The sequence below is a fragment of the Pantoea sp. BAV 3049 genome (assembly GCF_009765445.1).
In the GTDB taxonomy this organism is placed as follows: domain Bacteria; phylum Pseudomonadota; class Gammaproteobacteria; order Enterobacterales; family Enterobacteriaceae; genus Erwinia.
This window is the reverse complement of record NZ_WHOY01000031.1, coordinates 3,885,839-3,899,904: the sequence shown is the minus strand read 5'-3', so window position 1 is coordinate 3,899,904 and position 14,066 is coordinate 3,885,839. Positions and strand designations below refer to the sequence as shown.

Here is a 14,066-nt window from a genome sequence, read left to right as displayed (position 1 = left end):
CCTTCACAAGGCGGTTCAGGTGACATCTTTTCAGATTATCCTCACCCCACGGAAAGCTTCTGAAGACATATTTGTTCATCGCTGGCGCAACACGCATTTTTTATCTTTGCCTGTTGCCCGGACTCACTGAGCGGCTGGTATTGAAAAATACGATATCAGCGCGATGAGTATTGATTAAATGAATCGCTATTCCCTGTTTAATCCCCAGCAGTTCAGCGTGGCTTCGACGATCCCAATCGGTTAGCTGGTGATGCCGCTGCCGCAGCTGAGTGATCAAGGTGTGAAGGTGATGCCCGGCACCGACAGCGTGATTGACCACTGGTCACCGTTTGGCACCGGCAGCATGCCGGAGGTTCAGGCTTCATTCCATCAGGGGAAACTGGTGTACGGCGGGGTGCAAAAAGCGTAAAAAAGCCCGGACGGAAGTCCGGGCTTTCTGGTCAGGCAAGTTAATCCCAGGCTCAGCGCACCGGGTTCAGCCAGTTACTGACCTTTAACTTCTTTCAGACCGTTGAATGGCGCACGGCTGCCCAGCGCTTCTTCGATACGAATCAGCTGGTTGTACTTGGCAACACGGTCAGAACGGCTCATAGAACCGGTTTTGATCTGGCCCGCTGCAGTACCAACCGCCAGGTCAGCGATAGTGGCGTCTTCGGTTTCACCTGAACGGTGAGAGATCACTGCGGTATAGCCAGCATCTTTTGCCATTTTGATCGCAGCCAGAGTTTCGGTCAGAGAACCGATCTGGTTGAATTTGATCAGGATGGAGTTAGCGATGCCTTTATCGATACCTTCCTTCAGGATCTTGGTGTTGGTCACGAACAGATCGTCGCCCACCAGCTGGATTTTGTCGCCCAGTACTTTGGTCTGGTAAGCGAAGCCCGCCCAGTCAGACTCGTCCAGACCGTCTTCGATAGAAACGATTGGGTACTGTTTAGTCAGATCTTCCAGGAAGTGAGTGAACTCTTCAGAGGTAAAGGCTTTGTTGCCTTCGCCAGCCAGCACGTATTTGCCGTCTTTGTAGAATTCAGACGCTGCACAGTCCATCGCCAGAGTGATGTCTTTGCCCAGCTCGTAGCCTGCTGCTTTTACCGCTTCAGCGATAACAGCCAGCGCTTCGGCGTTGGAACCCAGGTTTGGCGCGTAGCCACCTTCGTCACCAACTGCAGTGCCCATGCCTTTAGACTTCAATACTTTTGCCAGGGTGTGGAACACTTCAGAACCCATACGGATGGCTTCTTTCAGGGTTTTTGCGCCCACTGGCTGGATCATGAATTCCTGGATGTCGACGTTGTTGTCGGCGTGCTCACCGCCGTTGATGATGTTCATCATTGGCAGTGGCATAGAGAATTTGCCTGGGGTGCCGTTCAGTTCAGCGATGTGCTCATACAGCGGCATGCCTTTCGCAGCAGCAGCGGCTTTAGCAGCGGCCAGAGAAACAGCCAGGATGGCGTTAGCGCCGAACTTGGATTTGTTCTCAGTCCCGTCGAGATCGATCATGATCTTGTCGATGTTTGCCTGGTCTTTCGCATCTTTGCCGGTCACCGCGTCAGCGATTGGGCCATTTACTGCGGCAACAGCTTTGGTTACGCCTTTGCCCAGGAAACGAGACTTGTCACCGTCACGCAGTTCCAGCGCTTCGCGGGAACCGGTAGACGCACCTGATGGCGCAGCCGCCATACCAACGAAACCGCCTTCCAGATGCACTTCTGCTTCAACGGTCGGGTTGCCACGAGAATCGATGATTTCGCGACCGATGACTTTAACGATTTTGGACATTAGTTTTTCCTCAGTACAAGTTATCTAAACTCAGACAAACAACGCGCGAAAAGTTCGCGCGCCGTTATGAAAACACTTATTTAGCCAAACGCTTCTGGTACTCGCTGGCCGCTTTCACAAAGCCGGCAAACAGCGGGTGACCGTCACGGGGTGTTGAGGTAAATTCCGGATGGAACTGACACGCAACAAACCAAGGGTGCTCAGGGATCTCAATGATCTCCACCAGTTGGTCGTCCCCGGAGCGGCCTGCCACACGTAATCCAGCCGCTTCGATTTGCTTCAACAGCAAGTTGTTCACTTCATAGCGGTGGCGATGGCGCTCGACAATGGTGTCAGAACCGTACAGCTGATGCACCAGGCTGTCTTTGGTCAGCTGGCACTGCTGGCTGCCCAGTCGCATGGTGCCGCCCAGATCGCTCTGTTCGGTACGCTGCTCAACATTGCCTTCTTCGTCGCGCCACTCGGTGATCAATGCCACCACCGGGTACTTACAGTCTGGCACAAATTCCGTGGAGTTTGCGCCTTCCATACCGGCAACGTTACGGGCAAACTCCATCAGAGCAACCTGCATACCCAGGCAGATGCCCAGGTATGGGATGTTGTTTTCACGCGCATAACGAGCGGTCATCAGTTTGCCTTCCACACCACGGTAGCCGAAGCCGCCTGGGATCAGGATAGCATCCAAATCTTTCAGCAATTCGACACCGCGGCTTTCAATGTCCTGCGAGTCGATCAGCTTGATGTTCACGGTGACGCGGTTTTTCAGGCCACCGTGCTTCAGCGCTTCAATCACTGACTTATAGGCATCCGGCAGCTCAACGTATTTGCCGACCATGCCGATAGTGACTTCGCCGCCCGGGTTGGCTTCTTCGTAAATAACCTGTTCCCATTCGGCCAGGTTAGCTTCCGGCGCGTTCAGACTGAAGCGTTTGCAGATATAGTCATCCAGGCCCTGAGATTTCAGCATGCCAGGGATTTTATAGATGGAATCAACATCTTTCAGAGAGATAACCGCTTTTTCCGGTACGTTACAGAACAGCGCGATTTTCGCACGTTCATTGGCCGGTACGGCACGATCGGAGCGGCAGATCAGCACGTCAGGCTGGATACCGATAGACAGCAGTTCTTTAACGGAGTGCTGAGTCGGTTTGGTTTTCACTTCACCGGCTGCAGCCATATAAGGCACCAGCGTCAGGTGCATATACATGGTGTGTTCGCGGCCCACATCAACGGCCATCTGGCGTATGGCTTCGAGGAACGGCAGAGATTCGATATCGCCGACGGTTCCCCCAATTTCCACCAGCACCACATCATGGCCTTCACCGCCTTCGATGATGCGCTCTTTGATGGCATTGGTAATGTGTGGGATCACCTGAATGGTCGCGCCCAGATAGTCGCCACGGCGCTCTTTGCGCAGGACTTCTGAGTAGATACGGCCAGTGGTGAAGTTGTTGCGACGGCTCATTTTGGTGCGGATGAAGCGCTCGTAGTGGCCCAGATCCAGATCGGTTTCCGCGCCGTCATCGGTGACGAACACTTCGCCGTGCTGAGTGGGACTCATGGTGCCCGGATCCACGTTGATATACGGGTCCAGCTTCATGATGGTCACATTAAGACCACGTGCTTCAAGAATGGCGGCCAGGGAGGCTGCGGCAATGCCTTTACCCAGAGAGGATACGACCCCGCCGGTCACAAAAATATAGTTCGTTGTCATGCTGAACCTGAGAAAGTAGGTTTAAAGACGATGGAATAACCAGGACGGGAAAACAGTATACCGGAATCCCCTCAGTGCCACAATTGATCGTTTCTGGTTATCTGCCAGCCACCGTATTGACCGCCACGATATTACCCTGGCGCGCGGCGTTTGAGGTTGACACAAGTCACATTTTTGTTGAATCGAGTCAGCTATTATTCCTGGGATTTGATCTGCTGCCAGGCGGCTTCCATCTGTTCCAGCGTCGCTTCCTGCATTTTTAAACCCTGAGCAGCAATGATCTGCTCCACCTGACGGAAGCGACGTTCGTATTTATCGTTGGCCTTTTGCAGCGCGGTTTCAGCTTTGCTGCCAAGATGGCGGGAGAGATTAACCGTCGCAAACAGCAGGTCACCGATCTCCTCTTCCAGCTTCTGCTGATCGACCACCGCCTGTTTTGCCTCGTGCATCACTTCGTCGATCTCTTCATACACTTTATCCAGCACCGGACCGAGAGTGTGCCAGTCAAAACCGACGTTGCTGCAACGCTTCTGAATCTTGTGCGATCGCATCAGGGCGGGCAGCGCGCGAGGGATATCATCCAGCGCGGAGTGTTGCTCTTTACCGGCCCGCTCGCTGGTTTTAATCTGCTCCCAGTTAGCCAGCACCTCTTTGCTGCCGCTGACCTTCACGTCGCCGAAGATATGCGGGTGACGGCGCTCCAGCTTGTCACTGATGGTGTTGCAGATGTCGTCGAAGTTAAAAAGCCCTTCTTCATCGGCCATCCGGGCACAGAACACCACCTGAAACAGCAGGTCGCCTAACTCGCCCTGCAGATCGTCAAAATCCTCGCGGCTGATGGCGTCCAGCACCTCGTAGGTCTCTTCCAGCGTATAAGGGGCGATGGTGGCAAAGGTTTGCTCGCGGTCCCACGGGCAGCCTTTTTGCGGATCGCGCAGGGTTTTCATGATGCCCAGCAGGCGATCGAGTGAAGTCATAGCGAATTCCTGTAATGTCTTGATTTAAGACTGGCAACGTCGTGGCGTGACTGGCGCAGCCAGTTTTCGTTCCGCCAGCGCGCAATCCCTGGGAGCATACACGAAGTATGTGACCAGGGTGAGCACTGCCGGGACGCAAAATGGCAAGTAAAGTAGCCGCCTTAAAGATCAATGCAATCTCTTAGCGTCAATGATATCCGGCACCTGATTCAGCCTTGCCAGCACCCTGCCCAGCACCTGCTGGTTATAAATTTCGATATCCATATCGATGGTCGCCAGCTGCTTTTTGGTGTCGCTGCGGCTGGAAACGCCCAGCACGTTGACCTTTTCGTTAGCCAGGATGGTGGTGATATCGCGCAGCAGGCCACTGCGGTCGTTAGCGGTAACGCGCACCACCAGCGAGTAGCCGCTGGAGTAGCTTTCGCCCCAGACCGCATCGACAATCCGCTCAGGCGCATGGGACATCAGCTCGGTCAGTTGATCGCAGTCGGCACGGTGGATGGAGATCCCCCGGCCCTGAGTGATAAAGCCGACAATGTCATCGCCCGGGATCGGCTGGCAGCAGCGGGCAATGTGGTGCATCAGATTACCGACGCCCTCCACCACCACACGACCGCTTTCTTTACTGCGCGGCGCGGCGGATTTCTGTGTCAGCTGGCGCAACGCTTCGCGGTCTTCCTCTTCCGCACTCGGCTTGTTCAGCCTGGACTGCAGGAAGTTAGTCATCTGATTGAGGCGGATATCACCGCCACCAATCGCCGCCAGCAGCTCATCCAGCGTGTTAAAGTTGTAGCGCGGCAGCAGCAGCTTTTCGGCTTCTTTCAGGTTGATATCGAGATGGTCCAGCTCGCTGTCGAGGATCTGCCGTCCTGCCACGATGTTTTTGTCACGATCCTGTTTGCGGAACCAGGCGTGAATTTTGGAACGCCCACGGCTGGTAGTGACGTAACCCAGGTTGGGGTTCAGCCAGTCGCGACTGGGGTTCGGCTGCCGCTGGGTGATGATGTCGATCTGATCGCCCATCTGCAGCTGATAGGTAAACGGCACGATGCGGCCGCCAATTTTGGCCCCGATACAGCGGTGACCGATATCGCTGTGGATATGGTAGGCGAAGTCCAGGGGCGTGGAGCCTGCCGGCAGGTCCACCACGTCCCCTTTGGGGGTAAATACGTAGACGCGGTCGTCGAAGACCTGGCTGCGCACCTCATCCAGCATCTCGCCGGAGTCAGCCATCTCTTCCTGCCAGGCAATCAGCTTACGCAGCCAGGCAATCCGCTCTTCATGGCCGGATGCGCCACGTGCGCTGCCCGTGGTACCGCCCTCTTTATACTTCCAGTGAGCGGCCACACCCAGCTCGGCATCTTCATGCATCTGGCGGGTACGGATTTGAATTTCCACCGTCTTGCCCTTTGGCCCCAGCACCACGGTGTGGATTGACTGATAGCCGTTCGGTTTCGGGTTAGCCACGTAGTCGTCAAACTCGCTGGGCAGATGGCGATACAGCGTGTGCACAATCCCCAGCGCACCGTAGCAGTCCTGCAGGCGCTCAGCCACGATACGCACCGCCCGTACGTCAAACAGCTCATCAAACGTCAGCGACTTCTTCTGCATTTTGCGCCAGATGCTGTAGATGTGCTTCGGACGGCCATAGACTTCAGCCTTAACGCCCTCTTTGACGATTTCGGTACGCAGCGACTGCACGAAGGTATCAATGTACTGTTCACGATCGATACGCCGCTCGTGCAGCAGTTTGGCGATGCGTTTGTATTCATCGGGATGCAGATAGCGGAAGCAGAAATCTTCCAGCTCCCACTTCAACTGACCGATACCGAGACGGTTGGCCAGTGGCGCATAGATATTGGTACACTCTTTGGCCGCCAGCACGCGCTCATCTTCCGGCGCATCCTTTACTTCACGCAGATGGGCAATCCGCTCGGCCAGCTTGATCACCACACAGCGGAAATCTTCCACCATCGCCAGCAGCATGCGGCGAACGTTATCGACCTGCTCAGAGGCCATCGAGTCATTATGAGTGGCTTTCAGCTGACGGATGGCGTCCATGTCGCGCACGCCGTGGACCAGCGAGACGATGGCTTTGCCGAATTTCTCTTCCAGCACCTCCTCCGAAACCACATTGGCATCGGCAAGAGGGAACAACAGCGCAGCGCGCAGGCTTTCGCTGTCCATACTGAGCATCGAGAGGATTTCCACCATCTCCACGCCGCGCCACAGCAGGAGCGCGGCGTCAGCATGGTGCTGCGTGGCTTCTTCGCAATAGCGCCAGGTATCGGCCAGTCGTTCACATGACTGCTGGTTAGAGATCCCCAAACTGGTGATCCATTGGTCGAGAGCGAACTCGCCAGCCGTATTCAAATGTGCACTTCTTACCGCAACCATATCCTCTCCTGGCTTACTCCCTTTCGGGAGCCTGTTTTCGGCTAAATAACACCATGGATTCCACGTGCCCGGTATGCGGAAACATATCAAGCAGCGTAACCCTTTCCAATTGGTAGCCTGATGTCAGAAAACTCTGACTATCCCGGGCAAGTGTAGTCGGATTACAGGAAACATAGACCACGTGTTCCGGGGCAAGTTTAATTATGTGAGGTATAACACCTGCCGCTCCGGCTCGGGCCGGGTCCAGTAACACCTTGTTAAATCCTTTTGCAGCCCACGGCTGCCCCGCAACATCCTCTTCCAGATTGTGCTGAAAGAATTCAACATTATTCAGACTGTTCTCGGCGGCATTATACCTGGCCTTTAGGACTAATGCTTCAACGCCCTCCACACCCGTGACATTTTCCACCCGTTTTCCTGAAGGAAGCGTGAAGTTTCCCATGCCACAAAACAAATCAAGCAGCCGATCTTCTGGCTGCAAATCCAGCCATGCCAGCGCTTCGCTGACCATCAGTTCATTCAACTCGCCATTTATCTGAATAAAGTCACGCGGGCTAAAATTCAGTTTAAGGCTATCGATCCGATAAAATGGCATATCGCCACTGAGCTGCACCAGCGTATCGCTGTCAGGAGCCAGAAACAGCGCTACCTGATGGTTATGCGAAAACTGTTCCAGTTTTTTCTGGTCCGCCCCACTTAGCGGGTCCAGGTGACGTAAAACCAGCAGCGGGCCGTTATCCGCCAGCACCAGCTCTGCATGTCCCAGGCGGCGGACTGCCTGTAAACTGCCCAGGACCTGATGCAATGGCGGGATCAACGCATTAAGTTCGGGCTTCAAAACGGGGCACTGGGTGAGGGTAATCAGATCGCTGGAGGCCGCCTGACGGAATCCCATCTGTAATGTCTGGCTGCGCTTGTCGAAGTTCAGGCCCAGACGCGCGCGGCGGCGATAGCCATATGGCTCACCGGAGAGAATGGCATCAACGGCAACCTGCTTCCCGGTTTCCTGACTGAGCAGGCGGGCCAGCGCTTTGGCTTTACTCTGCTGTTGCAAGGCCGGAGAGGCATGCTGCTGCTGGCAACCGCCGCAGCGGGTGAAATGTGGGCATTTCGGTTCCACGCGCTCAGGGCTGGCAGAGAGGATGCGTCTGGCGGTCCCCCGCGCCCAGGAGCGTTTATCCCCGGTGATTTCCACTTCTGCCTGCTCGCCGGGCAACGCCCCGCTGATAAACAGCGCCTTCCCGTTGTGCCGTGCCACGCCCTGACCCGATCCGTCAAGGTCATTAACTGCCACAGTTATGATCTGGCGGGTCGTCACACGCCGTTTTGCAGAGTAGAATTGCGCCATTATTCAGTTTCTTCTTTAGTGTTGTTAGCGAAAAAGCGTGCGTAGCCTACACCAGCGATCGGATAAATTCGACCGGAGTCACCCGCGCAACAGGACAATTATGACCAAATACAGCCTGCGGGCACGCATGATGATTTTGATTCTGGCCCCCACGCTGATGATTGGGCTGCTGTTGAGTACTTTCTTTATTGTGCATCGTTACAATGAGTTACAGCACCAGCTGGTGGATGCGGGTGCCAACATCATTGAACCGCTGGCCGTCTCCAGCGAATACGGCATGACCTTCCACAGCAAGGAGTCAGTTCGCCAGCTTGTCAGCCTGCTGCACCGTCGTCATTCCGACATTGTCCGCGCCATTACCGTGTTCGATGCGCAGAACCAGCTCTTCGTTACCTCTAATTATCATTTCAATGCTGAAAAATTGCGCGTTCCGGAAGGCACAACGTTACCGGATACCTTCAGCTATGAGCGTCAGGGCAATTCGGTGATCCTGCGCACCCCGATTCTTTCCGAAAGTTACTATCCGGATGAGTCGCCGGATGAAGATGCCAAACCCAGCGGCAACCCGCTGGGCTATGTGGCCATTGAGCTGGATTTACAGTCGGTCAGATTACAGCAGTACAAAGAAGTTTTTGTCTCCACCCTGCTGCTGCTTTTCTGCCTGTGCCTGGCCATGCTGTTTGCCTACCGGCTGATGCGTGACGTGACCGGGCCGATCCGCAATATGGTGAACACCGTCGACCGCATCCGCCGTGGACAGCTCGACAGCCGGGTGGCCGGACATATGCTGGGTGAGCTGGATATGCTGAAAAACGGCATTAACTCAATGGCGATGTCACTGACCGCCTATCACGAAGAGATGCAGCAGAATATCGACCAGGCCACTTCCGATCTGCGCGAAACCCTGGAGCAGATGGAGATCCAGAACGTTGAGCTGGATCTGGCCAAGAAGCGTGCGCAGGAAGCAGCGAGGATCAAATCCGAATTCCTCGCCAATATGTCGCACGAACTGCGGACTCCGCTGAATGGCGTGATCGGCTTTACCCGTCAGACGCTGAAGACTTCACTGAATATTACCCAACGCGACTATCTGCATACCATTGAGCGCTCGGCAAACAATCTGCTTAGCATCATCAATGACGTGCTCGACTTCTCCAAGCTGGAAGCGGGCAAGCTGGTGCTGGAAACCATCCCCTTCCCGCTGCGCGCCACGCTGGATGAGGTAGTGGTGCTGCTGGCCCAGTCCGCTCATGAAAAAGGGCTGGAACTGACGATAAGCATCCAGCATGACGTGCCGGATAACGCCATCGGTGACCCGCTGCGCCTGCAACAGATCATCGTCAACCTGCTGGGCAACGCCATTAAGTTTACTGAGCGCGGCAATATCGATATCCGCGTTGAGAAGCGCTCGCTGAGCAACAATCGGGTCGATCTGGAAGTGCAGATCCATGATACCGGCATCGGCATTTCCGAGAAGCAGCAGTCGCAGCTGTTCCAGGCCTTCCGCCAGGCCGATGCCAGTATTTCGCGGCGTCATGGCGGCACCGGGCTGGGGCTGGTGATCACCCAGAAACTGGTCAACGAAATGGGTGGAGAGATCTCCTTCCATAGCCGACTGAACCAGGGGTCTACTTTCTGGTTCCATATCAATCTGGCTCTCAACCCTAACGCAGCCAGCGATCCCCGTGCGGCAGACTGCCTGCAGGGCAAGCGTCTGGCCTATGTTGAGGCGAACCCGGCCGCGGCTCAGGCGACGATGGATCTGCTGGCGGCCACGCGAATGACGGTCAGCTACAGTGCCACGCTGGAGGGGCTGACCGAGCCGCACTACGATGCCCTGCTGATTGGCCTGCCGGTCACCCGGGATCATGACCAGGAGATCAGCAACCATGAACTGCTGCCGACCCTGCAACGCGCTGACAACGTGATTATGGCGCTGCCGTGTCAGATGCAGGTCTATGCGGAGGACTTAAAAGCCCGTGGCGTCAGTGCCTGTCTGATTAAACCGGTTTCTCTTTCCCGCCTGCTGCCGGTACTGCTGGATCATCACTCGCGTGAGACTGAATACCGGCCGGGCAGACAGCGGCTGCCGCTGACGGTGATGGCGGTGGATGATAACCCGGCCAACCTGAAGCTGATTGAGGCGCTACTGGAAGAACAGGTGGAAAAAATCGTGCTCAGCGACAGCGGCGAAATGGCAATTGAGAAGGCGAAGCAGCAGGATCTGGATATTATTCTGATGGATATTCAGATGCCGGATATTGACGGCATCCGCGCCAGTGAACTGATCCGTCAGCTGCCGGAACATGCTTCCACCCCGATTGTGGCGGTGACCGCCCATGCGCTGGATGGCGAACGGGAACATCTGTTTAAGGCCGGGATGAATGACTATCTCGCCAAACCGATTGATGAGGTGAAACTCGGCCACCTGCTCGCACGCTACTCGCCGGGCGTGGTGCCTGCATTGCCGAAACTCCCTGATGTTTCGGCCTCTCTGGACTGGGATCTGGCGCTGCGCCAGGCTGCCAATAAGCCCGATTTAGCCCGTGACCTGCTGAAAATGCTGATTGATTTCCTGCCGGATGTGCACGCGCTGGTCGAGAGCAATATGGCAGAAAACAATCCGATCGGGCTGCGCGACATCATTCACAAACTGCACGGCAGCGCCAGCTACAGCGGCGTACCACGCCTGAAGCAGCTGTGCCAGCAGCTGGAGCAGAGCCTGAGAGCCAATAACGACATTGAGATCATTGAGCCAGAACTGTTTGAACTGCTGGATGAGATGGAGAATGTTGCCAGACTGGCGAAAGAGACGCTGGGCATAAGTGAGGAGTAGCGGCTGGCAGGGTGAATGATTTTCCCCACGATGCAATATGCCTGACTGCAGGGGCGGAATTAATTCCGCCCGAACCGATGTTCGCTCGTAACGACGGAATCTATTCCCCGCGCATGGTCTGCCCGATAGCCAGTGAAGCAGCAATATTCCGCGCGGTCATCCGCACATTCTCTGCCGCATCAGCAAGCGCCTCTTCCAGCGTACAGATGCTGTAAATCACACTAAAAACCGCATCCAGGCCGTGATCGTGGACCACTGCCACATCAGCGGTCAGGCTCCCCGCAATGCCAATCACCGGCTTGTTGTAACGTTTAGCGACTTTTGCCACCCCTATCGGCACTTTGCCGTGAATGGTCTGGCTGTCGATACGTCCTTCACCGGTGATCACCAGCGTGGCGTCTTTGACCAACTCATCCAACCCCAGCGCCTCGGTGACGATCTCAATCCCCCGCCGCAGCTCGGCCTGGCAGAACGCATGCAGTGCAACGCCCATGCCACCAGCCGCGCCGCCACCGGGAACCGACAGCACGTCGATATCCAGCTCGCGATGGATAACTTCAGCATAATGAGCCAGCGCCTTATCCAGCTGCAAAACCTGATTCGGCGTGGCCCCTTTTTGCGGACCAAAAATGGCGGAAGCCCCTTCATCGCCCAGCAGCGGATTTGTCACGTCACAGGCAATTTCAAACCGGCAGTTTTTGATGCGGGGATCTAAAGTACTCATATCAATACTGACCAGCTCCGGCAGTTGTCCGCCGCCGTAACCGATCTGTCGCCCATGCTTATCCAGCAGCTTCGCCCCCAGCGCCTGCACCATACCGGAGCCACCATCGTTGGTGGCGCTGCCGCCGATACCGATGATAAAGTGCTCGACACCCTTATCCAGTGCGTTACGGATCAGCTCTCCCGTGCCGTAAGACGTGGTGACCAGCGGATCGCGGCGGGCGGCGGGCACCAGCTCCAGCCCGCTGGCAGCGGCCATCTCGATAAAGGCGCAGCTGTCATCGCCGGAGAGGCCATAAAAAGCCTCGACGGGTTCACCCAGCGGGCCGGTGACGTTCAGCCGAATCAGACTGCCGCTGGTCGCCGCCACCATCGCCTCAACTGTTCCTTCACCTCCATCAGCTACCGGCAGTTTCACGTAGTCTGCATCGGGGAAAAACTCGCGAAACCCCAACTCAATCTGCGTGGCAACCTGCTGGGCTGACAGACTCTCTTTATATGAATCCGGTGCGATTACTATTTTCATACATTATCCGTGCGCATTTGAACTGGCGGGCAAGCAGTGCAGGTACCGGCTCAGCAAGCAAAGCCGGTCGCCTGTGCTACTTGCTGATTTCAACTTTGGCTAACTTCTCATAATAGCAAGCCAGCGCGCTGTGGTCGGCGGTGCCCAATCCATCTGCACGCAGCGCCTGCATCATCTCCATCACTGCGGCGGTCAGCGGCAGCTGCGCTCCGACGCCGTGCGAGGTGTCCAGCGCGTTGGCCAGATCTTTGATATGCAGATCGATGCGGAAACCCGGCTTGAAGTTGCGGTCCATCACCATCGGGGCTTTAGCATCCAGCACGGTACTGCCAGCCAGGCCGCCACGGATTGCCTGATACACCAGGTCCGGGTTCACTCCGGCTTTCGTGGCCAGCGTTAGCGCCTCCGACATCGCCGCAATATTCAGCGCTACAATCACCTGGTTAGCCAGTTTGGTCACGTTGCCTGCGCCGATTTCGCCGGTGTGCACTACCGACCCCGCCATCGCCTTCATGATGTCATAACACTTGTCGAACAGCTCCTTGTCACCGCCAACCATGACGGAAAGAGTGCCTTCAATGGCCTTCGGCTCGCCGCCGCTGACCGGCGCATCCAGCAGCGCGATGTTTTTCTTCGCCAGCTCCTGATGAATTTCTCGGCTGGCCAGCGGGGCAATCGAGCTCATATCAATCACGATAGTGCCCGGTTTCGCGCCCTGGATTACGCTCTCTTCACCCAGCAGCACTTCTTTAACATGAGGGGAGTTCGGCAGCATGGTGATAATCACGTCACTCTGCTCCGCCACCGCCCTGGAAGAAGCGGCTGACGTTGCGCCCAGGCTGACGAGTTCTGCCACGCTATCAGCGTTATGATCGCGAACCACCAGCGAATAGCCTGCTTTCAGCAAATTTTTGCTCATGGGTTTGCCCATGATGCCCAGACCAATAAAGCCAATTTTCATCTCATTTCTCCTTAAGTGTGGGTTATTTTTTGAAGCGATCGCACAGGGCCTGAGTGGCCCCACGGAAGACACCAAGATCGCTGCCTACCGCCACAAAACCGGCACCCCATTCCAGATAGCGGCGCGCGTCGGCCTCAACTGGTGCCAGGATCCCGCTGGGTTTGCCGGCCGCTTTTGCCCGCTCAAAGACATGCTTAATGACTTTCAGCACTTCCGGATGCGCCGGCTGGCCGAGATAGCCCAGCGCAGCTGAAAGGTCGCCCGGGCCGACAAAAATACCATCCACGCCGTCGACAGCCGCGATGGCATCAATATTGTCCACCGCCTGCTGGGTTTCGATCTGCACCAGCACGGTAATGTTGTCATTGATGGTGCTGTTGTACTCCGGCACGGTGCCGTACATGTTGCTGCGGTGAGAAACCGAAACCCCGCGAATACCCAGCGGTGGATAGCGGGTGGAAGCCACGGCCAGCGCCGCTTCTTCTGCCGTTTCCACGAAGGGGATCAGAAAGTTGGAAAAACCGATGTCCAGCAGCCGCTTGATGATCACCGGTTCGTTGCACGGCGGGCGAACCACCGGCGCACTGACGCTGCCCTTCAGGGCCATCAGCTGCGGTACAAAAGTGGTGATATCGTTGGGAGCGTGCTCGCCATCCAGAACCAGCCAGTCAAATCCGGCCAGACCCAGCACTTCCGTGGTAATCGGGTTTGCCAGCGCACACCAGCTGCCGATCAGGGTTTCCCCCGCCAGCAGGCGCTGACGAAAACTGTTAGGGGTGTTTACGTAGCTCATCACTCTCTCCTG

At 56.1% G+C, this 14,066-nt stretch carries 9 protein-coding genes and 1 pseudogene; 2 read left to right on the top strand and 8 right to left on the bottom strand.

Translation table 11 applies throughout. From position 1 onward, the window contains the following. Nucleotides 1–205: 205 nt before the first annotated feature. A pseudogene (locus GSQ70_RS19205) lies at nucleotides 206–352 on the top strand (deaminase); the annotation flags it as partial. 131 nt (nucleotides 353–483) lie between these two features. Here the strand turns inward: GSQ70_RS19205 and eno are convergent. The 5 genes from eno to rlmD all read right to left on the bottom strand — a co-directional run bounded on the left by eno (nucleotide 484) and on the right by rlmD (nucleotide 8,215). After that, complete coding sequence (gene eno / locus GSQ70_RS19200) at nucleotides 484–1,779, bottom strand: phosphopyruvate hydratase (RefSeq protein WP_158784030.1); 1,296 nt, start codon at nucleotides 1,777–1,779, stop codon at nucleotides 484–486. 76 nt (nucleotides 1,780–1,855) lie between these two features. Continuing rightward, nucleotides 1,856–3,493 carry a glutamine hydrolyzing CTP synthase gene (gene pyrG / locus GSQ70_RS19195; RefSeq protein ID WP_158784029.1) on the bottom strand — a complete coding sequence of 546 codons (1,638 nt, stop codon included), beginning with the start codon at nucleotides 3,491–3,493 and terminating at the stop codon, nucleotides 1,856–1,858. A 194-nt stretch (nucleotides 3,494–3,687) separates the two neighbouring features. Continuing rightward, nucleotides 3,688–4,470 (bottom strand): nucleoside triphosphate pyrophosphohydrolase, encoded by a 783-nt coding sequence (mazG, locus tag GSQ70_RS19190; protein WP_158784028.1) that lies wholly within the window; start codon nucleotides 4,468–4,470, stop codon nucleotides 3,688–3,690. A gap of 168 nt (nucleotides 4,471–4,638) precedes the next feature. Next, entirely contained in the window at nucleotides 4,639–6,867 is a 2,229-nt protein-coding gene (gene relA, locus GSQ70_RS19185; RefSeq protein ID WP_158784027.1) for a GTP diphosphokinase, read from the bottom strand. A gap of 13 nt (nucleotides 6,868–6,880) precedes the next feature. Beyond that, nucleotides 6,881–8,215 carry a 23S rRNA (uracil(1939)-C(5))-methyltransferase RlmD gene (gene rlmD, locus GSQ70_RS19180; RefSeq protein WP_158784026.1) on the bottom strand — a complete coding sequence of 445 codons (1,335 nt, stop codon included), beginning with the start codon at nucleotides 8,213–8,215 and terminating at the stop codon, nucleotides 6,881–6,883. 100 nt (nucleotides 8,216–8,315) lie between these two features. Here rlmD and barA point away from each other — a divergent pair, with 100 nt between their 5' ends. Continuing rightward, nucleotides 8,316–11,051 (top strand): two-component sensor histidine kinase BarA, encoded by a 2,736-nt coding sequence (barA, locus tag GSQ70_RS19175; protein WP_158784025.1) that lies wholly within the window; start codon nucleotides 8,316–8,318, stop codon nucleotides 11,049–11,051. Between the two features lie 100 nt (nucleotides 11,052–11,151). Here barA and GSQ70_RS19170 read toward each other — a convergent pair whose 3' ends face one another. The 3 genes from GSQ70_RS19170 to garL all read right to left on the bottom strand — a co-directional run bounded on the left by GSQ70_RS19170 (nucleotide 11,152) and on the right by garL (nucleotide 14,054). Beyond that, a complete protein-coding gene (locus GSQ70_RS19170; protein WP_158784024.1) occupies nucleotides 11,152–12,300 on the bottom strand; it encodes a glycerate kinase in 1,149 nt (382 codons plus the stop codon). 76 nt (nucleotides 12,301–12,376) lie between these two features. Then, complete coding sequence (garR, locus tag GSQ70_RS19165; RefSeq protein WP_370521121.1) at nucleotides 12,377–13,300, bottom strand: 2-hydroxy-3-oxopropionate reductase; 924 nt, start codon at nucleotides 13,298–13,300, stop codon at nucleotides 12,377–12,379. Further along, on the bottom strand, nucleotides 13,284–14,054 hold the full coding sequence (garL, locus tag GSQ70_RS19160; RefSeq protein WP_158784022.1) for a 2-dehydro-3-deoxyglucarate aldolase: 771 nt from the start codon (nucleotides 14,052–14,054) through the stop codon (nucleotides 13,284–13,286). Before garL ends, garR begins: the two co-directional genes overlap by 17 nt. Nucleotides 14,055–14,066: the final 12 nt, after the last annotated feature.

Coding starts and splice junctions, on each gene's coding strand:
- eno (WP_158784030.1), bottom strand. CDS start 1,779: ATGTCCAAAATCGTTAAAGTCATCGGTCGCGAAATCATCGATTCTCGT.
- pyrG (WP_158784029.1), bottom strand. CDS start 3,493: ATGACAACGAACTATATTTTTGTGACCGGCGGGGTCGTATCCTCTCTG.
- mazG (WP_158784028.1), bottom strand. CDS start 4,470: ATGACTTCACTCGATCGCCTGCTGGGCATCATGAAAACCCTGCGCGAT.
- relA (WP_158784027.1), bottom strand. CDS start 6,867: ATGGTTGCGGTAAGAAGTGCACATTTGAATACGGCTGGCGAGTTCGCT.
- rlmD (WP_158784026.1), bottom strand. CDS start 8,215: ATGGCGCAATTCTACTCTGCAAAACGGCGTGTGACGACCCGCCAGATC.
- barA (WP_158784025.1), top strand. CDS start 8,316: ATGACCAAATACAGCCTGCGGGCACGCATGATGATTTTGATTCTGGCC.
- GSQ70_RS19170 (WP_158784024.1), bottom strand. CDS start 12,300: ATGAAAATAGTAATCGCACCGGATTCATATAAAGAGAGTCTGTCAGCC.
- garL (WP_158784022.1), bottom strand. CDS start 14,054: ATGAGCTACGTAAACACCCCTAACAGTTTTCGTCAGCGCCTGCTGGCG.